Raw genomic sequence first — 21,841 nt, forward strand, 5'->3', positions numbered from 1 at the left:
TGTTCTCCGTTTAACGCCCACTCACAAAGGTTTAAAGTTGGTGTAAATTGGCACAAAAAGTAACGCAATATTTTGTTGTTTATAGAGAAGTGTAGCTGAGCTAGCTGTAACAGGCATGGATATGCATGGCCAAAAGGAAGCATGGCCATGCAATAGGGTATTTTTCCGGGTGGCGAAGGTTAGTTCATGAATTCCTTATTAAAGCGAGAATCCTTGATCGCCTCTTTTACACGACGTAGGTTTTCACGGAAGCCCGGACCTCTTCTCAATGTAAAGCCGGTTGCTAATACGTCGATAACCGTCATCTGTACAACACGACTGGCCATCGGCATATAGACATCGGTATCTTCTGGCACATCGAGGTTTACCGTCAGGCTACATACCTTATCAAGAGGTGAACCTTTTTCTGTAATACCGATGACGGTAGCACCGTTATCTTTGGCGAGGTTTGCTACATCTACCAAGCTCTTGGTACGGCCAGTGTGAGATATGACAACGACTACATCGCCATCTGAGCAGTTAATGCATCCCATACGCTGCATCACGATATCGTTGAAGCATACAATTGGGATGTTAAAGCGGAAAAATTTATTCTGGGCGTCTTGTGCCACTGAAGCGGATGCCCCAAGGCCAAAGAATGAAATCTTCTTTGCTTGCGTCAGCAGATCAACAGCGCGGTTAATCTGTTGAGGATCAATGCTGTTTTTGGCAACATCCAAGCATGCCATTGTTGATTCGAAAATCTTAGCGGTGTAAGCATCCGGACTATCGTTTTCTTCGACGTTGCGGTTCACATAAGGTGTGCCGTTCGCGAGGCTTTGCGCCAGATGCAGTTTAAAATCGGGGAAGCCTTTGGTATCGAGGCGACGGCAAAAGCGGTTAACGGTAGGCTCACTGACGTCAGCCATCTTCGCCAGAGTCGCAATACTTGAATGGATAGCAGTTTGAGGCGATGAAATTATAACTTCAGCCACTTTTCGCTCTGATTTGCTGAAGGTTTCAATATTTTTTTGTATTTTTTCCAGGGTATTCATTGGGACTACCGCGTCATTTCCAGAATAAAAATACTGTCATACCCCGCGTATCCTTTTGGGGCTATCACAGCAACAGCACCGAGTTGTTGATAACCAAGGTGCTCACCATTGAAGAGTGTAACGGTTCGTTATGGCCATTAATATTTAACCCGACTTTTACGTGTTAAATTTATGCCATTATTCACGCTTTTGGTTGCTTAATTACAATACTAAGAGATTTTTTTTTCAGATTGCGGACTACACAGCACAAAAAAAAAGTCTGAAATTGATAGGGATTTATCATATGAAAGAAGGTTACAACAAAGAGTCAAAAACCTTGCCGAAAAAAATCACCATCATTGGTTGCGGGTGGTTTGGTCTTCCACTTGCATTATCTCTCAAGGAAAAAGGTTACGACGTTTTAGGAACAAAACGTACAAAGGAGGGAGCTGATTCCATTCAGTCACTCGGCATTCCTTGCAGAGTTTTTGACATTAGCAGTCGTCCTGAAAATGGTCAAGCTGACGAAATATTTAATGCGGATGTCGTTCTGATTAATGTGCCGTTAGGCAGGAAAAATTTCAAACCCGAGCTTTTTTTCCAGAATATTATATCTGTTTTCACGCAATGTAAGCAGTCGAAAGTTCGACAGGTTATCTTCATTAGTACAACCTCGGTCTACGGGAGTATTAAGGGGACCGTGACAGAAGAGACTCCCACAGAGCCTGATACATCATCGGGCGAGACACACAGCCAAATAGAGAATTATCTGCTCACTGAAATGAAAGAGCAGGGCTTAGTGATGAGATTCGCAGGCTTGGTTGGTGGCCGGCGCCACCCGGCAACTTTTTTGTCAGGACGTACGGGCATTACAAATGGCTTAGATTGTGTAAACCTCATTCATAGGGATGATTGTATTTCAGCGATAGAAGCGATTATTTCAAAGGGTATGACGAGTTCGGTGATGCACCTTTCGAGTCTGCAACATCCAACACGCGATGCGTTTTATACCTGGGCAGCGCAAGGGATGAAATTGCCACTACCAGAATTTAACAAAGAGGGTGGTAATGGCAAATGCATAGACGCGACTCAGACACTCAATGAGCTGGGTATCTCTTTGAAATACCCTTCGCCTTATGACATGCCATTGCCTGAGCCTTCTTGAAGAGTTGGCATTTATGCAATGAGTTGAGTTAGCGGACGAACAAGATCTGTCGACGCTTCTTTTGCTCTGGCGCTGATTTTTGAGAGATGGACAAACGCGTGCATGCAGTCATCAATGTGTTCATGAACGATGTCGACGCCAGCTTCTTTCATTCGTGAGGCCATTGCCTGGCCCTCGTCTCGCAGAGGGTCGTACTCAACGGTTAAAAGATAGGTTTTTGGAGCTTCTGCTAAGTTAGCCGTCAGAATTGGGCTGGCTAATAGGGTTTCAGCTTCATTCGGGGTATTCAGAAACGACTCGTAGAAGTAGGACATCAAGCCGCTGGTAAGCAGAAGGTCTTTGGTGTGAGTTTTATACGATTCTGTTTGCCCACGAGCATCTGTGATCGGATATAAAAGGTATTGAAAGTCAGGTTTGCGTTGAGTCGTGGTCGGTAATGTTGAATGCAAAGACGGTAAACCCACCGCAATGGACAAGTAACCACCGGCGCTGTCTCCACCAATGCCTATTTTTGCGGTTGATATTTTCAACGCCGCAGCATTGTCATTGATCCAATTCCAAGCGTCAATACAGTCAATGATGGCTGTGGGATATTTGTGTTCTGGAGCCAAGCGGTAATCAACTGCAACGATACTGATCCCGCACTCTAGAGCCAGTTTTCTGCATAAATTATCGTGAGAGTTAAGATCACCCAGAACAAAACCACCACCATGAAAGTACACCATGGTCGCTCCTGAAATTCTGTTTGTAGGTCGATAGACTCGGATACCAATATTTTGGCCCGGTGTTGAAGCCAATGGGATTGAGAGGTTGCTGACTGAATCGAGCCTTTGTTTTGGCAACCCGAAAAGCTTATCCATCAATAGCAAAAAGGGTCTGCTGAACTTGGGTGGAAGAATATTTATTTGGGGAGCTGCGCCAATTACCTTACCAATCCATCTTTGATTGCTTTCCAGAGTCATCCTTTGACTACCTATATTCTTTCGTTTAGATAGAAGTTAGGTGTTTTGCACTAGCGAGTGTGTGTCCTCTTTGAGACTTTTATATGAACCTTTGCTAAATACAACGTCTCTAAACGCTGGCGTGAGTAATGTCGCGTGTATATGAAAATGAATAGCTGACAACGGTTTTATAGTTAAGGCGTTGGACTATTGGCAAAAGCTCAGATAAAAGCGCTTTGTTTTCGGGCAAGAAAAAAGCCTGTGCAATCAGCACAGGCTTAAAGAATATCCGTTGTAGGGATTCGCAGGACACCCAAATAAATTTAGCAGTAACGGCGACCAGTGGCAGTGATGGCAGCTCCCGTAGCAAAAAGAGCGGCAAGTTTCTGGTCACATATAAATAGACCAGCCCGATCTAAAAGAGTTCCATTATTTTGTGATTTTTTTTGTTTTCAATGAAAGCAGCGGCAGGAAGAAGTCTGAGTGCCTGTTAAATATAAAAAAACCCGCAACCAGATTGGTGCGGGTCTAAGAAGATTAATACTTCAAAAAAGCAGTGGCACATATTGAGACCTCACTTTTTTGACATAGTTCAGTCGACTTCGAAAAAACCCTGACAAATTTCTCACTAGTGCAATCCACACTACGAGCTGTTTCGCACAAGAGACCTGTTAGAAACACTTGTTCGATTTGTTACAAGAATCTCCGTTTTTCCTTACCAATTTACTTGTTATTAACTGCGGCTAGGAGTAGAGTTAAACACATGTTTAATACGGGTGAATGAAAATGGCAAACAAAAGTGAAACCAAAGCGAAAATCCTCAACGCGGCGGAGCAACTCTTTGCTGAGCACGGTTTTAAGGATACTTCCCTGCGTACCATCACCGGAAAAGCAGGCGTCAACCTTGCCTCGGTCAACTACCACTTCGGCGATAAAAAGTCCTAGTGAGAGCAGTTTTAGCTCGCTACCTAGAACAATTTATGCCGCGCCTTGAAGCCGAGCTTGAAGCTTTGTTAGAGCAAAAAGACTTCGACATGGAGCAGGTTTTTGCTTGTGGAAAGCAGCCATTATTAGAACTTAACAATTACCGCAAACATGGCGCATCAATCTTTATGTTGTTGATTGGACGTGGTTACACCGATGTGCAAGGTCACTTGCGCTGGTTCATCACAACAAGATACGACAAGGTGCTTGCCCTAATCACAAAAGCGGTTCTGCGCGCCAACCCCAACTTGTCACCGGAACTCGTGTTCTGGCGCCTACACTTCACTTTAGGAACAGCGATTTTCACCATGGCCTCGAACGTGGCGTTCCGTGAAATTGCTGAAAATGATTTTGGAAAAAAGGTCTCGACAGAGGACATCGCCAACCAGCTGATTCCGTTTGTAGCTGCTGGTGTTGATGCTCCGGTTGAAACAGAAATTGAACTACTGCCACGCGAAGCGATCGGCGGATAAATAAACATACTAATAAAAGATGTAAAAGGACCTGAAATCATGAGCTCTCAAACCTCGCTAAGAAGACGTTACGTCAGTGATCCAGCGTTTAAGTTTTTCAAGAAGGTATTACCACCTCTGTCTGCAACCGAAAGAGAAGCAATGGAAGCGGGTAGTGTCTGGTGGGATGGCGAACTGTTTGCCGGCAGCCCAGACTGGAGCAAACTTCACAACTACCCGAAACCTGTTCTGACACAGGAAGAGCAATCGTTTATCGATAACGAGCTTGAAGAACTTCTTGCGATGCTGGATGACTTCGACATTGTTCAGCAGCGCAAAGACTTACCGCCAGAAGCATGGGAATTTCTGAAAACCAAGAAATTCTTTTCTCTGATCATTCCAAAATCTTTCGGCGGTCTAGAGTTTTCAGCAAACGCTAACTCTTACATCGTGAGCCGGATTGCGACACGCAGCCTGAGTGCAGCAGTTTGCGTCATGGTTCCTAATTCACTGGGCCCGGGTGAGCTTCTTACTCACTACGGCACCAAAGAACAACAAGACTATTGGCTACCACGCCTTGCAAACGGCCAAGACGTTCCGTGTTTCGCACTGACTGGCCCAGAAGCGGGTTCAGATGCAGGTAGCATCCCAGACCAGGGTGTTGTTTGCATGGGTGAGCACGAAGGCAAACAAGTGCTAGGCATCAGCCTGACTTGGGACAAGCGATATATCACATTGGCACCTGTTGCTACGTGTCTTGGTCTTGCATTCAAACTGAAAGATCCAGAAGGTCTGCTTGGCGACAAAAAAGAGCTGGGTATTACCTGTGCCCTGATCCCTGCGTCTCACAAAGGCGTTCAGATTGGTGATCGTCATAACCCAGTTAACCTGGCATTCATGAACGGTACAACCCGTGGTAAAGATGTCTTCATTCCAATGGACTGGGTTATCGGTGGCCAAGACTATGTAGGCCGTGGCTGGCGTATGTTGGTGGAATGTCTGTCTGCAGGACGTGGTATTTCTCTGCCAGCTTTAGGCACTTCAGTGGGTCACTTGACTGCACGTACAACGGGTGCTTATGCATATGTTCGTAAGCAGTTCGGAATGAGCATCGGTAAGTTTGAAGGTGTTGCAGAAGGTCTCGGTCGCATTGGTGGTTTCACCTACATGCTTGAAGCTGCACGTACACTCACAACAACTTCTCTGGATTTGAACGAGAAGCCGGGTATCGTAACGGCGATCGCCAAATACCACATGACTGAGTTGGCACGTACCATCCTGAATGATTCTATGGATATTCATGCCGGTCGCGCTATCCAGCTCGGTCCAATGAACTACATTGGTCACCATTACTTTGGTATGCCAGTTGCAATCACGGTGGAAGGCGCAAACATCCTTACCCGTAACCTGATGATCTTCGGTCAAGGTGCAACACGTTGTCACCCATATGTTCTCGCTGAAATGGAAGCCGCAGCTAACCCGGATCAGGAAAAAGCAGCAGCAGATTTTGATGTGTTATTGATGAAGCATATCAAGTTTGCAGTGAAGAACACGTTCGGTTCAATAGCTAATGCACTGACAGGCTCTCGCTTTAACAAGTCACCAGTGAGCGGGGAAACGGCAGACTACTACCGTCAGCTTTCACGCATCAGCCGTGCGCTTGCTGTAACCACTGACGTTTCCATGCTGACATTAGGCGGAGAACTCAAGCGTCGTGAAATGTTATCAGCGCGTCTGGGCGATGTACTCAGCCACCTGTATCTGGCATCAGCAACACTGAAGCGCTACGAGGATGACGGCCGTCAGCAAAGTGACCTGCCATTTGTACACTACGCACTTCAATACTGTTTGTTCAAGTGTGGTGAAGCATTTGACGGCGCATTCAACAACTTCCCACGCAAATATGTGGGTGGTAGTTTACGTGCATTGCTGTTCCCAGTAGGAATCAACTACGATGAGCCTAGCGATGAGCTGGCGACGGAAATTGCAGACCTGCTGATGACTCCAGGTGCACACCGTGACCGCTTGACCCACTTATGTTATGTAGGTGATAAAGAAAGCGATCCTGTGGCTATCATGGAGCGTGCATTCATGGCAATGCAAGGCGTACGCCCAATCGAGAAGAAAATGATTGTGGCAGCGAAAGAAGGCAAGATTCCTGCTAAGGGTCCACTTGCTGAACGTCTGGCTCTGGCTGTTGAGAAAGGTGTTATCACTGAACAAGAGGTCGAGCAGGTTAAAGAAGCCGATGCACTGCGTTCTCACGCGGTACAGGTTGATGACTTCAACCCATCTTGGTTCAACAACATTGCTAATGGAAAGGACGTAGCCGCCAGCAAAGGTAAAGCTGCCTAATACTCCTACCCGTTGGGTTGCAAAAACGACAAAACGCCGCAAATTGCGGCGTTTTTTCTTTGCACACCTCCAACCACTTGGCAGATCCGCGCAGAAACGACAAAAAAAAAGTACCAAATAAAAATGAAATACTTATCCTAAGTCCAGTTTTGAAAGGAAAGTAACTATGATCATCAAACCAAAAATTCGTGGATTTATCTGTACCACCACACACCCAACTGGCTGTGAAGCAAACGTAAAAGAACAAATCGAGTATGTAAAATCACAGGGTGCCATTACTAACGCGCCAAAGCGTGTACTGGTTATCGGTTCTTCAACGGGTTACGGTCTGGCTTCTCGCATCTCCGCAGCCTTTGGTGGCGGTGCAGCAACAATTGGCGTTTTCCTTGAAAAGCCTGGAACAGAAAAGAAAGCAGGTGCCGCAGGTTGGTATAATTCTGCGGCCTTTGACAAATTTGCCAAAGAAGAAGGCTTGTACAGTAAAAGTTTGAATGGCGATGCCTTCTCTAACGAAGCAAAGCAAAAAGCCATTGAACTGATTAAAGAAGATCTTGGCCAAGTAGACCTCGTTGTTTATTCATTGGCATCCCCAGTTCGCAGAGTACCTGAGACGGGTGAGTTGGTGCGTTCTTGCCTTAAGCCAATTGGTGAGACTTACCATGCGACCGCAGTCGATACCAATAAAGACCAAATCATTGAAGCGTCTGTTGAGCCAGCGACCGAGCAAGAGATTCGAGACACTGTTACCGTAATGGGCGGCGAAGACTGGGAAATGTGGGTTAACGCGCTGAACGATGCGGGTGTATTGGCTGAAGGTGCAAAAACCGTTGCTTATAGCTACATAGGTACTGAGCTTACATGGCCAATATACTGGGAAGGTGCGCTTGGTCGTGCAAAGATGGACCTCGATCGTGCTTCGCGGGCGCTCAACGATACGCTGTCAGCCAAAGGCGGCTCTGCGAATGTGGCTGTGCTGAAGAGCGTGATCACTCAAGCAAGCTCTGCAATCCCAGTCATGCCTCTATACATCGCAATGGTATTCAAGAAAATGCGTGAAGAAGGGGTGCATGAAGGATGCATTGAGCAAATCTACCGCATGCTTAGCCAACGCCTCTATAAAGAAGATGGCACGGCAGCAGAAGTAGACAGTGAAAATCGCCTACGTTTAGACGACTGGGAGCTGCGCGAAGACATCCAGAAACATTGCCGTGATCTGTGGCCACAAATCACCACAGAAAATCTCGCTGAACTGACTGACTACCGTGAATACAAAGAAGAGTTCATGAAGCTGTTCGGATTCTGCAGTGGTGCAGTCGATTACGAAGCGGATGTGAACACGGTTGTTGAGTTTGATGTTCGAGACATCTAATTCAAGATAGCTACGCGAAAAGCCGACAGACACTGTCGGCTTTTTCGTTTCAGATTCCAGATTAATCGAAAATAACCGAATATTCCGCTGAAAAAGAGGTGTAAACATCGCCAATATGGCTGATTTATATCACATTTGCTCGAAAAGAAAGCAATCAAACCAAAAGCCATAAATTAATACGTGACACACCGAAAAACTTATGTAGAATGCAATCTCACTTAGCCGAGAGGTGAAGTTGAAAGGCGCGTTGGCAGAGTGGCTATGCAGCGGATTGCAAATCCGTGGACCTCGGTTCGACTCCGGGACGCGCCTCCATATCATCAAACATCCCCCTTATAAGATAACTATAAACACTCTTTTGTTTTCCATCTCATGTAACCAGTTCAACCCACCACAAACGCTAAAATTCTCTACATTTGTTCAATCTTCGTTGCTCCAGTAAGGCAAATTTAGAGGACTCGTATAGAATAATCATGAATGAGTAAAATCAGTCTGTCAGGGATGGCGAATGACACTACCAACAAATGCATTAGACAAAACAGATATTGAAATCCTGCGAATTCTTCAGGAAAACGGACGCTTACCCGTGGTTGAACTGGCGAAACGGGTGAATTTGACAACGACACCATGTTCAGAACGTGTAAAGCGTCTTGAGCGTGAAGGTTACATTTCGGGCTACCGAGCAGAGTTATCGGCGGAAAAGCTGGGCTTTGAGGTCGTCGTTTTTATCCATATCAGATTGGATCAGACAAACTTTTCTATTTTTGAAAAATTCGCGCTTGCAGCAGAGCTGATGCCTGAGATTGAAGAGTGTTATTCACTGTCAGGTGATTTTGATACCATGATCAAAGTGCGTGTTAAAAATATCAAACAATATCAGCATTTTATGTCAGTGAAGCTAGCTCAATTACCTGGCATTATTCAGACTCGAAGTGAAATCGTTATCGATGAACATAAACGTGGTCACGGCCTAAACCCAGATTTACTCTCCGCAGGTTAATTCAAAAAGTGCTGGTGGTATAAGTCACTGGCACACCCCCTCTCTAGCCAGTGAATTTGCCTTTCTAAATATTATTTAACTGATTTTCTACCTACTCAGGAATGAAAACATCATGTTTTTTAGGTAAAAACTTAACAGTTTGATCGCTACAATGACAAAAAGATGTTGTAAAGTTGTTGGAGCATAAATGGTTGTTCAATTTAGCCAAGGTAGGCATTCGTCCCTTTATTCCCGCCCACATGTGGCGCATTCTGTTGTTATGGTACCCCCTGTTGATTTCGCTTTTAACTCAGAAGCCAGCGCTGATAATGAATTCCAGCATCGTTCGTTGTTACCTGTTGAGCAGGTAAGGCAGCAGGCGCTCAATGAATTTAGCCAAATGGTGAAAAGCTTGTCCGAACATCATGTTGATGTTGTGGTAATGGATTACCAACCGGACGAGAAGAGCACACCAGATGCAGTTTTCCCTAATAACTGGTTCAGCACAACGCCGCTTGGCGAAATTGTGCTTTACCCCATGGCTTGCGAAAATCGCCGTCGTGAAGTGAGAACAGAGCTCTTAAAAGAAACGCTGGGAGCATGTGGCTATGAAGTTAATAGCGTTCAGGAATTAACGGACCTGCGTTCACCAGATGTATTCTTGGAAAGTACGGGCGTGATGGTGATGGACCACGTAAACAAAACTGTTTATGCGGCATTATCGACTCGCTGTGATAAATCCTTACTAGAAAAGTGGGCTGTTCTAAATAACTACAAGGTTGAAAGCTTCGAAACGCAACTTTCATCGGGGAGCCCTGTTTATCACACCAACGTAATGATGGCTGTAGGCAATGAGTTTGCTGTAATTTGCGACGAAATCATTGGGCCTTTTGAAAGGCGAAGAGTGTTGGACAGCCTTTCAGCAACAAAAGAAGTGATCAGTATCAGCGAATCTCAGATGGGTGCATTCTGCGGGAACATTCTTCAGATCCAAAATACCCAAGGGGAAAGTCTGATCGCTATGTCTCAGTCAGCCTATGATGCTTTTTCCTCTGCTCAGAGAGCGATACTATCGAAGTATGGGAAGTTATTGCCTTTTGACGTTTCTACAATTGAAACCATCGGCGGGGGAAGTGTGAGATGTATGCTGGGAGAGAATTTCTTACCGAAGCTCTAGTCTATTCTTCTAAACTGCCATAAAAGAAAAAAGCTGAGATTCCTCAGCTTTTTCATTAGACATATCTGAGTAGCGCTTGGCTTAGGCGTTTTCAGTCACATCTTTCTTGATCAATGGCGATTTCTCAAACGTGACGCCTGACCAACCAGTAGACATAAAGTTACGGATATTCTGGTGATCGCTACCCGAAGGATTACCCAATACATCTTCACGATAATACTTTCCGAAGCACGCTAATGCTTGTTCCTGTGTCAGTTGATTTTCCTGAGCAAAAGCGAGAATTTTGCATGAACCTGAGTTCTGCCCTGCTTTATTGGTCAGATCACCGTTATTGAAACGGGTTGGAGAAAAATCGTACAGGCTATCGATTAGTGTGATGACTTCGTCAAACTCAACAGTTTCAGGAAAGGTGTTAAGTTTGCTCAGAAAGTTTTCTAGTTGCATGACGCTCCCGTTAGATGTCATTTAATGTGTCTTGTTCCTTCAGCCGTAGTTGTACCAAGATGAGGCTAATTTGTGAAGTGCCGCAGGGCAAACTTGTGTCCGAATGTTGAGTTATTCAAGTTGCGCCAATGAAAACTTGCTTTCCGGTTTGTGTGGCATCGCGCTGACTCTCGTAAGTTTTCAAGAGCTCTGGCATGTAATTATCTTGGATAGTGATTAGTCAATATGACTATTAATCAGCCACTTAAACAGACGTATGTTATTTTGGCCTTTACAACATTACGTAGGGTTATTATCATGCAGCCCACTTACGGAGAGATGGCTGAGTGGTTGAAAGCACCGGTCTTGAAAACCGGCATACGTTAATAGCGTATCTAGGGTTCAAATCCCTATCTCTCCGCCACATTAAAAAAGCCGCTGATTCTCAGCGGCTTTTTGCTTTTCTGGCAGATGTATCTGCAAAAGATTAGCCCTTAACGGCTGACACTATCTATCTTGCCTCTGGCTATTCCATCGAATTTCACACCATCAACACAAACAGGAAAACTGCTATGTGTGAATTTCCAAAATGATGGCATTAATTAGTATTAATCCTAATTCACTTAAAATTAGGCTATCTAAAATGGAAATAATATTTACTATTAAATATTTATGTGATTTAAATCGTTTTAATTTTTGTTATTTATGAAACGTTAAAAAAGTCTTAGAGACGTAAGAATCACTTTAACAGGTTAGCGATGACAGAATAAATCATAATAACTAGTAATAAGGCCAGCTATTTTTGCTATCCATCTATATTTAAAAGTGTCTAGAGACAATAAATCCTGTATCTATGCGATTGTAGTCACGATATATAACTTGACCAAATAATATTGCCATCAATTTCTATCGATAATAATCATTAAATTAAATATTTGTATAAATAATATTGTCACTAAAAATACATGAATTCTCCGTAGACTCGTCGCCGTTTCAAACAGTGAAACATATTAATAATTTTAAAGGATTTAAAATGTCTAAGAAAAATGCAGTGGCGATTGGCCTTGGCGCATTATTAATGGTCGCAGCTCCACTTGCGAACGCTTATATCTATAAAGATCCGGGCGTCGTGGAAAACCGTGCACGTTATGTGGAAAAACATAAGAAAATTAATAGTTCTTATCAGCATCGTAAGCAAAACACATGGATGTATGTTGACGATGTTGCAAAAGGTGCTGCAACTGGATTCTATCAAGCGGGCAACTGGCTGAAGCTTCACAACCGCAAATTTACAATCGGTGTAGGTTCTGTGGAGTTTGATTTTAATCCATCAAAATTGAATTGTACGCAAGGCTTTAACTTTAATTTGGAAGTGGGTGAAGACACCGTATCTTCATTCTCGCCTAGCTGTGACGATCTGCTTAATGCATCAGTTGAATATCCTATCTCTCACTATTTTGATCTGATTCCTGATTACTTCAAGCCAAAAGTAGAAGTTCCACTTGATCCAGTTGGCCTTTTCAAACTGGGCGTGAAATTTGGTGCTGGTGTTGAAGTGGGTGCCGATTTCAAAGCTGGTGGCGCTGTAGGTGCAGTACCAAGCGACAAGCCATTCCAGTTTGCTAATGGCGTTCGTAACCCTGACTATATCTTCGCACAGGTTGAACCGTACGTTGATGGCTTGGTGACATCAAGCGCCTACGGACAGTTTGGTCACGGTGTGGCTGAAGCAGGTGTTAAAGGTAAATTGAGCCTTTTGAAAGTGAAGGGTAAAGGGTATCTGGAAGCGGGTATTCGCCGCGTTGAAGCGGATGATGTAGCGGGCAAGATTAACGAAGAAGGCTACGTCAAAATGGAAGTCAAAGGCGAGATTTCTGGCGGTAAAGGCAAGATTGAAGCTTACTGTAAGAAACTGTTTGGTCTTATTGTATTAAAAGCAGATCTTTATAAGTGGGACCCAATTTGGAAAGTCTCACGTACTTTCTTCAAGCACGAAGATAAAGTGTGGCAATCGCTATAAATCAACATTGCCCCAGCGTTGCTGGGGCATTTATCTAAACCTGGATTATTTATGCGTAAGTTTCTGCTTTTTTCTCTCGTGCTCGTCGTTTTCTTTTCTTCTCTATATTTCACTCAGCTAGGAGATAAAGAAACTGTAATTACTGGCAAAGATATTAGTAATAATGCTCAAGAAATGAGCGAGCCAGTGACCAATTTAAATATTACACCCATATTTAATGAAGAAAATGAAGATGGGAAATATTCATATTCATTTTTAGTGGCATCTTCATTCTTCGATGATGGTGGTGAGCGATTATCTCATTCTGAGTTCAAGGGAGAACTGACCTTCTTTCCTGACTTTACCGATTCATCAAAATGGTATTCACTGGCACAAAGTATTTCTCTTAATAATGAGGGTAATCCAGAACCTGTGAGTGAAGCGCTGCCATTTATTACGTATTACCGCGATAATGTTTTTAGCGATACGGATTTACTCGGGCTACCCTCAGATAACCCGCTTTCTGCTTTTTCCTTCCTGTTGTCGCAATTAAGTTATCAGAGCAATGCAGAGTTACAGCTTCTGAGTGTATCCGGTGAACGCTGGTATCGCTTCTCTGAGGCAAAAGATAGTGTGGTTCGAAGATATCTTATGGACCATGAGCCTCAGTCAGAATTAGTAGAAATGGGGCTGCTTGGTGAACAAGATGATTGGCAGTTGAACGTGGATAGTAAAGGTTACCCCTTGTCGGTATCCGCATTAAACAGCCGTCAGTTCGGAAATGAACAAGGGCGTTTCACGCTGGAGCAAGCGGTCACTTTCAAACGCATCAACAAAGCCATTGCGTTTGATCTTGCCATGTTTGCTGATGGTGCCAACCAAGGACTTTTGATGGCAGAGAAAGCGGCACCATCACGAAAGATTGATGCATCATTTACCTTTGATGAAGCCCTGAAGACCTTAAAAGGCCAGTATGATGAAGCGCTTGCCGTTGAGGTGGGTTTCTATCTTCTCGATAACTTTACCGTCGAGGAAATGATTGCGCTGTTGGAAGACAAGCCTCACTTCGCTTCATTGCTGGTCTATGCCTTACAAAAAACGCAGGCGCCAGAAGCAGAAGTAGCGATGGTAGAGATGATAGGAGCTGAAGGTATCGATCAGCAAAATGAGCACCGCTTGTTGATTTCATTGGGTCGATTTGGAAATTCCTCACAGTTCGGTCTCGACTCTCTGAAAGCTCTGGCTGCTGATAAGGAAAGTCACCTGCAAAACACGGCGCTGTTGAGTGTTGGCAGTGTTGGAAAGTACACGGAGCACATGTCTGCGTCGGTGAATGATATTCTCAGGGAAAACCTCGAGAGTGGTGAAAATGTGGGTATGACGTTGTTGGCAGTGAAAAACTCCGCCAGCGATGAATTACTGGCAAAGGCAGAGCAATATTTGACATCCGATGATGAAGGCACTCAGGCTGCAGCAATAAAGTTGTTTGCTAGCAAACCTGAATACCAGGATACCTTGGTGAACGGGCTGGTCGGTAAGCCGAGTGCCAAGCTGTTCGATACCTTTGCCCGTCAGTTAAATGGACAGGATATTGAATTAGCCGCCCATAATCGCCAGCGACTGACGCAACTTTATAGTGCGATAGACCATCCTGTCGTTAAAAAGCGTTTGGAACAAGTGTTATTCCCCGATGAAGATGACACTATGTTAGCCGACGAGTTTTAACGTTCTCATTAGGTGAGGAGTTAAGATTTGTTATATATACATCAGGAGCCACTCTTCATGAGTGGCTTTTCACTTTTCTTTGCCCGTTTAAAACAAATCTGCCGAGGTCAGCTAGAGCCGCCCGGCAGTTTGGAAGTGATGGTCAATGACTCTCTGCTGTGTCGCTATTTACCAGATAGACAATTAACCTGCCTGTTGAACTGGCTTTGGCGATGTTTCATTTGGTGTGGCTTGCTCATTCGATGAATCAAAAGCTCCAGGGTAAGTATCAAGCACCCATCCGCCTACTTCATCTTCTGGTTTATTAAAGAAGTTTGCCATGTTCGGGATGATGGCAAACAGTGGAATGGTTAGCGCGGCAAGGCTGACACAGCCGAGGAGCACCGGCCATGCGCCGTAACTGTCTGTAAGAATACCTGATACGGTTACCCCAAATGGTGCTGCCAGTGCAGATAAAATACCCATAGATGACAGAATACGGCTTCTGAAATGGTCAGGTATTGCGACTGTCATTTGTGTTTGGATAAGGATGTTTACCCATAGCGAACCAACCATTGATAGTGTAAAGCCTGCCACTAAAAGCCAATAAGATTGCATGACTGCCGGAATAATCATCATGGCAACGATCACTACAATACCTAGAAGCAGAGCACGGTGGTTGGCGATTCGTTTTGTTACCAAAGATAAGGTCACTGACCCTATCAGCGCACCAATGGCAATGGCTGCCTCAATGATACCGACATAATAAGGGGAGAGCCCCAACGTCTCTTTGACAAGATAAGGCACCATAATGATCACGGGTAACAGCGCCATGTTGATTAGTGAAGCCGCGATGACCAAGACAAGTACGACCCGCACTTTAATCAATGCTCTGAAACCCAAGTAAATATCTCGGCTCCAATTTGCAATGGTCAACCCGTTGTTGTCTTCTCTTTTTGGTTTGGTGTTTTGGCTAATCAGAGAAATACCAATCACAGATGCGAAGAAAGACACAAGGTTCACCAGCACTGCACCTTTTATACCTATGGTGGCGACCATAGTGGCACCGAAGGCTCCGCCCAGTAGCATAGTGATGGCGTTTAAAGATTGAATACTCTGGTTGGCTTTTTGTAGTTGGTCTGCCTTAACCAGATTCGACACAATCGCCTCGCTGCCCGCAGTAAACAAACAGCCAAAAAAGCACCCGGAAATGGCTAATGCAATCAGCGCGGGGATTGTCATTGCCTCGTTGAAGAATAACCAAGCCATTGTAGATACAGTCACTATCTTTCCCGCATTGGCCCACAACATAATTTTTTTCCGGGCAAACCTGTCACCTAATGGGGCAAGCAGCGGACTGAAAATAATTTGGGCAATCATTGTGGGTACCAACACAGTGGCCATGCTGGCGGCAGAACCCGTCATTTCTAATACCCACCAGGCAATGGCCAAAGTTTGTGCCGATGTGCCTAAATCGGAAAGAAATTCACCGCCTCGATAGCACCAAAAGTCTTTACCTAGCCCTTTATTTTTATTGTTGTCTTTCCCTGACATTATTTGTTCTCCGCTCTACGTTTTTTTATAAGTGTCTGTTTTGTTTTGCAGTCTTACAATCAAAATCTTGCTCGGTATCCAATTCAGATACTTGTCGGTATCGCTTTTTGTAACTAGCAGAATTTAGCGCCGAATCTTTGCTCTTGAAGCGATACGAAGTGTGTTTGAGCAGAACCAAATAAAAGTCGTTCCAAAAAGATGGATGCAGAGAGAAACGCGAGTAAAAGCAGTGAAATTTGCATTAACTCAGGCAAAGAAGAAAACAGCATGGTCATTGCTGATACCAGTAGGCATAGAGTGACTCGACGTTTGCTTTTAGCGAAGGTTTTGACTGAATCTTTAACTGTTCTCATGTTGTTGCTCCTGACGTTGTCTCTGTAAGTTCAGGAGCAGTATTACCAATGAAATATCGCGGGTCTATTGATAGGTATTGGCGTATCCAGTGTCGATACTAATGGGTATCAGAAGCTGTTACTTAATGATAAATCGCCACTTGATTTAGATGGGTTCATGCACCATCAGTACGGACTTACTTCGAATGGATAAGTGCTTATTTTGTCAAAGTGACTTAGATTTCGACCTCCTAACCTCTTGTATAAGGCACTTCCTCTACGACGTTGGGAACGGGGAATAAAGGGCCAGTATCTTCATCATTGAAGTATGTAAAGTACATGTGTTGAGCTGTTGCATTTGGCTCGGGTGTTTTCAACCGTGGATGTGTCAACTTTGAATACTTTTGAAGCAGCTCAATGAACTCATCATGAAAAGAAGAGGCTTCCTGTTCCGTTAAGAGTTGTAATAGCACAATCTTATTCACCCCAGAATCCTTTCTAGATGCTGCTTTAATGATCCCTTCCTCTATCATTGTTGCTATTTCTTTGTGTGTGCTGTCGAGGTTTAATGGTATGGGGAAAACAAGCTCAATCTGTTGTTCATTAAGTTTCAGAAAACCGAGGTCTTCGAGTTGTCTTATGTAGAGGTATGTCGAAGGAATATTAATGCAGAAGCTTTTGAGACGGCTTTAATGTCCCTAGCGCCAAAAAGAATGCCGTGTAAAACAGAAAAAAAGGGCAGGTTGCTTGCTCAGTGCTTTCGCAATGTCATTAGACATTAAATTCACATCACTTTTCAAATTTGCTTGAAGTGTCGACACTTCGGCAATAGATGTATCTGCGGCAGCGAAGAGCGTCAGGAGTTGGTCTAAGGGAAGGTGAGGGCGGTTCATCAGGCGTTTCACTGTCAATTCGGTCATCCCTGCCCGTGATGCGAGGTATTTGTAAGTGATGCCCTTTGTCTTCAGAAAATCCTTAAACGTGGCCAAAAGTTGATGTGCCTGACTACTGCTCAATTGCCTTTTTCCTTAATAATCTGTCCCTTTGTTTGATTTTGAGGGAAAACTACCGATGCGGACACATTTCCCTCGGTAGTTTGGAAGTGAACAGCAATTTATTTTTGGTTTGGGTATATCGCGGACAGTATTTAGCTTACTTGCTCGGCAGGCTTAGCCTCGCTGGTCTCAGTTTCCCCATCGAAGGCATCGGGGTAGGTTTTATTCATCCATTCACCGACTTCTTCGGCAGGTGTGTTGAAGAACGTTGCTATGTTCGGAATCAATGCATAAAGTGGGACAACCAGCGCCGACAGAGCAGCAAGGGCAAAAAATGTTGACCATGCACCAAAGTGGTCTGTCAAGGGGCCTGCTAACGCAATTCCAACCGGTATTGCCAGCCCAGACACGATTCCGAGAGATGATAAGATTCGGCTTCTGAAATGGTCAGGTACTGCCACCGTGATTTGTGTTTGAATTAGAATATTAATCCAGATACAGCCTGCTGTTGAGATCATAAGACCGATTACTAACGCCCAATACGATTGCATCACGACAGGTATCAGCAACATCAACGCATTGAGAGTTATACCCAGAAAGAAAGTACGATAGTTAGTCATTCTCTTCGTCATAAAAGACAACGTCGTTGCACCCAGAATGGCGCCAATCGCAAGTGCTGATTCAAGGATGCCAACATAGTAAGGAGAGAGCCCCAGTGTTTCTTTAACTAGGTATGGGATCAACACAATCACCGGATAAGCCAGCGCGTTGGAGAGAAGTATCAGCACAAACAAAGCAAGCACGACACGTACCTTAGCTAACGCTCGGAAGCCCAGATAAATGTCTTCACTCCAGGTCTTTATCGTCAACGTCTCATCGGTTTCATTGTTCTCTCGTTTGGGTTTGGTATTTTGTTGAATAAGTGAAATACCGATTAAAGACGCAAAGAAAGAACCCAGATTGACCAGAACAGCACCTTCAATTCCAATCGTCGCAACCATGGTCGCGCCGAAAGCAGCGCCCAATAACCCGACAACTGAGTTTAAAGTTTGAATACTCTGGTTGGCTTTTTGTAGTTGTTCTGCCTTAACGAGGTTTGAAACAACAGCAGCACTACCAGCTTCGAATAAGCAGCCGAAAAAGGAGGAAGCGATACTGAGGGCGATGAGGAGGAACATTGTCATCCCGCCGATCAAAAATAACCATGCCATGGTCGATACAGTTAAAATCAGCCCTACGTTAGCCCACAGCATGATTTTCTTTCTGGAAAACCTGTCACCGAGAGGTGCAAGCAAGGGGCTAAAAACAAGAACAGAGAGAATGGTGGGAACGAGAACTGTTGCCATGCTGGCGGCAGAGCCTGTCGTTTCTAATATCCACCATGCAACCGCCAATGTTTGTGCTGAGGAGCCTAAATCTGATAGAAACTCACCCCCACGATACCACCAAAAATCACGACCTAGCCCTTCTTCTTTGTGATTGTCTTTTCCTGACATTGTTTGTTCTCCATACTCCGTTTTTTTGTTAGCTTCTACTTCGCGACTCCTTCATACAATCAATAAGTTATCAAGTAGCTGGCATGGCTACTTTAGGGTGCTTGGTATAGCTACCTAAAATGTCGCAGTGAGTGATGCCTCTCGCATGCTTCCGCTTGACGTGTGCTGGCTACACCAAACAGTAATGCTTCTAGAACAACAGAGAGAGAAACAACGGCAAGCAAAAGTAGAGGCAACTGCACTACCTCTGGTAAAGAAGCAAACGCAAAGGCGATTACAGCAACAATTACAATGAAGATGTAAAGATATTTTCTGTTGATACGGGTTTTTAGTGAGCCAGTAAGATGTTTCATGTTATTGCCCCCATTGATTTTTTTGTAAGTTCGGGGGCAGTATTTACAATGAGATGACAAGAGTCTATTAATAGATGCTGGCGTATCTATGGGCGATAACCGTTGGTATCACGATCTGTCACCGTGGCATGAGCAAAGCTTAATTGTTATAGATACTACACTTTATCAACAAGGTTTTTGACGGGGAAAAGCGGCGCATCGGCTTCAAAAAGGCCAAAGACAGCTCTGTATAGGTTCACATTCTCTTGAGGGTTACGGATATGGTTAAGACCAATTTTTCCAAACTCTTCATGCACTGCATTCAAACTTTCTTTATACCTTTTCAGTTCGCTCTCCGTGAATAGTCGCAAACCGAAATGGAATGTATCCTCATTTTCCTGCCCATTCCTATTTCCGCTTACATCCAGTTTTTGATTGAACACTTGCATAAAAGCGTCTCTATAAAGTGCGGACAGCTCCGGTGCATCTTCATAACTAAACGTCGTTGCCAGTGGGTATACAAGCTCTATATTGTCGCCCGATAACGTAATGAAGTTTAATTTCTCAAGCTCTCTTGCGTACAGATAAGCAGAAGGCCGATTGATCGAAAAGCTATCTGTAAGACTATCAATGGTTCTTTTCCCTGCCAGAACGGAGGCAAATACTTCAAATAGAGCTGGTTTTTCGAGATGTCCAGCGAGTTGTTCTTCAGACATGGCTGTATCAATTCGACTTTCAGCAAGCAGAACTAACTCAGACATTGGTGTCCCTACTGCATCACAAAGCTGAATCAGTTGATCTAGGCCGATGTGTGGGCGATTTAAAAGACGTTTGATGGTGACTTCGGTGAGATCGCAACGTGCAGCAAGGTCCCTGTATGTCAGTCCTTTAGATTTCAGCACACCTTTCAAGGCTTCCAGCATCCGATTTGCGTGACTTTCACTCATTTTGGCTTCCTAGGACCATCAAAACATCGTTTTATAGTAGGTTCAGGGTGGGAGATTTCACTCTGTTTGATTATGAATTGGGAGTAAATCCGCAAACTAAGATACCTCATTAAATTTCAGCCAATGTGGTGTTGTGTTTAGACTTCGTCAACCAGATTTTCGACAGGAAACAGTGGCTCAGTGCTTTCGAAGGTCGCATGAGTGTTCTGATATATTCTCGTCATATCAGAGGGTTTTCGAATGTGTTTTAGGGTGATTTGAGCAATCTCATCCTGAAGTACGGTGAATCGCTCTTTATAGGCGTTAAACTCAGCGTCGGTCAAAATTACCGTACCAAAGCTAATGTTCCCAAATGCTTTTTCCTTGCTACTGGCTTGCCTCTTAATTGCTTCAAGGCGAGCGTTGAAGAGCATTGAACTAAACTCTGGTGAGTCGTCAAAATCAGTATTTGCTGAAAGTGGATAGACCAGCTCAATGTTTTCGCCTGAGAGAGTGATGAAATTAAGTTTCTCCAGCTCACGAGCATAGATATAGGCAGAGGGCAGGTTGATGCCGAATTTATCTGACAGGGATTGGATTCGTCTGCTGCCAGCAACGATGGCGATGAAGACTTCCATCAACGCGGGCTTTTCAAGTTGCGCTTTGAGTTGCTCTCGTGACATTTCTGAGGTGTATTTGGAAATATCATTTTCCATCATCCACAGTATGTCGTTCATCGACGTATCTGCTGCCTCACAGAGCTGAATAAGCTGGTCCAGTGCAATGTGCGGTCGGTTGAGCAGGCGCTTAATAGTGACTTCGGTCATATCACAACGCTCAGCCAACTCTTTATAGGTTAACCCTTTTGATTTTAATACGCTCTTGAGTGTTTCCAGCATTCTGGTTGCTTGGCTGTGACCCATTAAATTTTCTCGCTAATTTGAACCTTGACCAAACATACTAGAGTGAAAATGAGGTCGTTCATTAATTTGGAGAGGGAGTTTAGAGCGGATTCTCATATGCATATGATGAAGAAAAATAAAAAGCAGCCTGAACGACTGCTTGATGTGAAAGGTTACTTCGCTTCAATGGCTTCCATCGCTTCACGGATGTGGCTGGGTAGGGTGGTTTTGCACTGGTTGGCAAAGTCGAACATTACTGTCTTTGCCGTTCCCTTGGTCGTCACCGCGCCTTGCGCCTTGCTGTAAGCAAGGTATTCCATATCAAATCGATCCTCACCAATGTTGGTGACTCTTGAGCCAATCAGTAGCGTGTCTGGGTAGGTGACGGGGCGGATATATTTGCAGGTGACTTCGCCCAGTACAGGGCCTTTTTTCGTTTTCGGAATATCTTCCATCATTGAAAAACGACTGAAGTACTCTAGCCTCGCGGTCTCAAAATAGCGTAAGTACACCGCGTTATTAACATGATTGAGAGCATCCATTTCACCCCAAGCGACGGATATTTCGGTGATCACTGGGTAATCCTTTAGCGCATCTATCATTCTTATTTCCCCCTTGTTAAACGCTTGTTTGAATAATGCTAGCACGAATTGACTGGGTATGAATATAAAATCTATAAACCTGATAACTCGTTGAAAAATTGATAGATACAAAGTAAAAAAGGTGCCTATAAAAGACACCTT

General features: G+C 44.3%; 19 protein-coding genes, 2 tRNA genes and 1 pseudogene. 10 read left to right on the top strand and 12 right to left on the bottom strand.

The window, feature by feature from the left end; translation table 11 throughout:
- Positions 1-179 precede the first annotated feature (179 nt).
- The gene (locus tag CS022_RS07910) at positions 180-1,034 is read right to left on the bottom strand and encodes a MurR/RpiR family transcriptional regulator (protein WP_129121835.1); all 855 of its coding nucleotides are present in this window, start codon (positions 1,032-1,034) and stop codon (positions 180-182) included.
- A 283-nt stretch (positions 1,035-1,317) separates the two neighbouring features.
- Here CS022_RS07910 and CS022_RS07915 point away from each other — a divergent pair, with 283 nt between their 5' ends.
- A complete protein-coding gene (locus tag CS022_RS07915; RefSeq protein ID WP_129121836.1) occupies positions 1,318-2,178 on the top strand; it encodes an NAD-dependent epimerase/dehydratase family protein in 861 nt (286 codons plus the stop codon).
- 11 nt (positions 2,179-2,189) lie between these two features.
- Here CS022_RS07915 and CS022_RS07920 read toward each other — a convergent pair whose 3' ends face one another.
- Positions 2,190-3,140 carry an alpha/beta hydrolase gene (locus CS022_RS07920; RefSeq protein WP_129121837.1) on the bottom strand — a complete coding sequence of 317 codons (951 nt, stop codon included), beginning with the start codon at positions 3,138-3,140 and terminating at the stop codon, positions 2,190-2,192.
- Positions 3,141-3,905: 765 nt separating this feature from the next.
- Here CS022_RS07920 and CS022_RS07925 point away from each other — a divergent pair.
- The 6 genes and pseudogenes from CS022_RS07925 (at position 3,906) to CS022_RS07950 (ending at position 10,435) form a co-directional block, all read left to right on the top strand.
- A pseudogene (locus CS022_RS07925) lies at positions 3,906-4,576 on the top strand (TetR/AcrR family transcriptional regulator).
- A 39-nt stretch (positions 4,577-4,615) separates the two neighbouring features.
- Positions 4,616-6,910: an acyl-CoA dehydrogenase gene (locus CS022_RS07930; RefSeq protein ID WP_129121838.1), complete on the top strand. Its 2,295-nt coding sequence runs from the start codon at positions 4,616-4,618 to the stop codon at positions 6,908-6,910.
- Positions 6,911-7,076: 166 nt separating this feature from the next.
- Positions 7,077-8,279 (top strand): enoyl-ACP reductase FabV, encoded by a 1,203-nt coding sequence (fabV, locus tag CS022_RS07935; protein ID WP_129121839.1) that lies wholly within the window; start codon positions 7,077-7,079, stop codon positions 8,277-8,279.
- 241 nt (positions 8,280-8,520) lie between these two features.
- Positions 8,521-8,594 (top strand) — tRNA-Cys (locus tag CS022_RS07940).
- Positions 8,595-8,787: 193 nt separating this feature from the next.
- On the top strand, positions 8,788-9,279 hold the full coding sequence (locus tag CS022_RS07945) for an Lrp/AsnC family transcriptional regulator (RefSeq protein ID WP_129121840.1): 492 nt from the start codon (positions 8,788-8,790) through the stop codon (positions 9,277-9,279).
- Between the two features lie 187 nt (positions 9,280-9,466).
- Positions 9,467-10,435: an arginine deiminase-related protein gene (locus CS022_RS07950; RefSeq protein WP_129121841.1), complete on the top strand. Its 969-nt coding sequence runs from the start codon at positions 9,467-9,469 to the stop codon at positions 10,433-10,435.
- A gap of 81 nt (positions 10,436-10,516) precedes the next feature.
- Here the strand turns inward: CS022_RS07950 and CS022_RS07955 are convergent, their stop codons facing one another.
- Positions 10,517-10,879, bottom strand: a complete 363-nt coding sequence (locus CS022_RS07955; protein ID WP_129121902.1) for a HopJ type III effector protein — start codon at positions 10,877-10,879, stop codon at positions 10,517-10,519.
- A 312-nt stretch (positions 10,880-11,191) separates the two neighbouring features.
- On the opposite strand from CS022_RS07955, the gene CS022_RS07960 reads away from it, so the two are divergent.
- From CS022_RS07960 to CS022_RS07970, 3 genes are all read left to right on the top strand, one after another.
- Positions 11,192-11,282: transfer RNA gene (locus CS022_RS07960), tRNA-Ser, on the top strand.
- A gap of 609 nt (positions 11,283-11,891) precedes the next feature.
- Positions 11,892-12,878, top strand: coding sequence for a hypothetical protein (locus CS022_RS07965; RefSeq protein WP_129121842.1), 987 nt, complete (start codon positions 11,892-11,894; stop codon positions 12,876-12,878).
- Between the two features lie 51 nt (positions 12,879-12,929).
- Positions 12,930-14,582 (top strand): hypothetical protein, encoded by a 1,653-nt coding sequence (locus CS022_RS07970; protein ID WP_129121843.1) that lies wholly within the window; start codon positions 12,930-12,932, stop codon positions 14,580-14,582.
- Positions 14,583-14,765: 183 nt separating this feature from the next.
- On the opposite strand, the gene CS022_RS07975 is transcribed toward CS022_RS07970, so the two are convergent.
- From CS022_RS07975 to CS022_RS08015, 9 genes are all read right to left on the bottom strand, one after another.
- Positions 14,766-16,115 (bottom strand): MFS transporter, encoded by a 1,350-nt coding sequence (locus CS022_RS07975; protein ID WP_129121844.1) that lies wholly within the window; start codon positions 16,113-16,115, stop codon positions 14,766-14,768.
- Positions 16,116-16,228: 113 nt separating this feature from the next.
- Entirely contained in the window at positions 16,229-16,468 is a 240-nt protein-coding gene (locus tag CS022_RS07980) for a hypothetical protein (RefSeq protein ID WP_129121845.1), read from the bottom strand.
- A 230-nt stretch (positions 16,469-16,698) separates the two neighbouring features.
- A complete protein-coding gene (locus CS022_RS07985) occupies positions 16,699-16,980 on the bottom strand; it encodes a hypothetical protein (RefSeq protein ID WP_129121846.1) in 282 nt (93 codons plus the stop codon).
- A gap of 165 nt (positions 16,981-17,145) precedes the next feature.
- A complete protein-coding gene (locus CS022_RS07990; protein WP_129121847.1) occupies positions 17,146-17,463 on the bottom strand; it encodes a helix-turn-helix domain-containing protein in 318 nt (105 codons plus the stop codon).
- A 131-nt stretch (positions 17,464-17,594) separates the two neighbouring features.
- Positions 17,595-18,938 (bottom strand): MFS transporter, encoded by a 1,344-nt coding sequence (locus CS022_RS07995; RefSeq protein ID WP_129121848.1) that lies wholly within the window; start codon positions 18,936-18,938, stop codon positions 17,595-17,597.
- 110 nt (positions 18,939-19,048) lie between these two features.
- Positions 19,049-19,291 carry a hypothetical protein gene (locus CS022_RS08000; RefSeq protein WP_129121849.1) on the bottom strand — a complete coding sequence of 81 codons (243 nt, stop codon included), beginning with the start codon at positions 19,289-19,291 and terminating at the stop codon, positions 19,049-19,051.
- Between the two features lie 155 nt (positions 19,292-19,446).
- Positions 19,447-20,217 carry a helix-turn-helix domain-containing protein gene (locus CS022_RS08005; RefSeq protein ID WP_129121850.1) on the bottom strand — a complete coding sequence of 257 codons (771 nt, stop codon included), beginning with the start codon at positions 20,215-20,217 and terminating at the stop codon, positions 19,447-19,449.
- 137 nt (positions 20,218-20,354) lie between these two features.
- Complete coding sequence (locus tag CS022_RS08010) at positions 20,355-21,119, bottom strand: helix-turn-helix domain-containing protein (RefSeq protein WP_129121851.1); 765 nt, start codon at positions 21,117-21,119, stop codon at positions 20,355-20,357.
- Positions 21,120-21,271: 152 nt separating this feature from the next.
- Complete coding sequence (locus tag CS022_RS08015) at positions 21,272-21,700, bottom strand: acyl-CoA thioesterase (RefSeq protein WP_129121852.1); 429 nt, start codon at positions 21,698-21,700, stop codon at positions 21,272-21,274.
- Positions 21,701-21,841: the final 141 nt, after the last annotated feature.

The sequence above is a fragment of the Veronia nyctiphanis genome, assembly GCF_004116385.1.
GTDB lineage: Bacteria > Pseudomonadota > Gammaproteobacteria > Enterobacterales > Vibrionaceae > Veronia > Veronia nyctiphanis.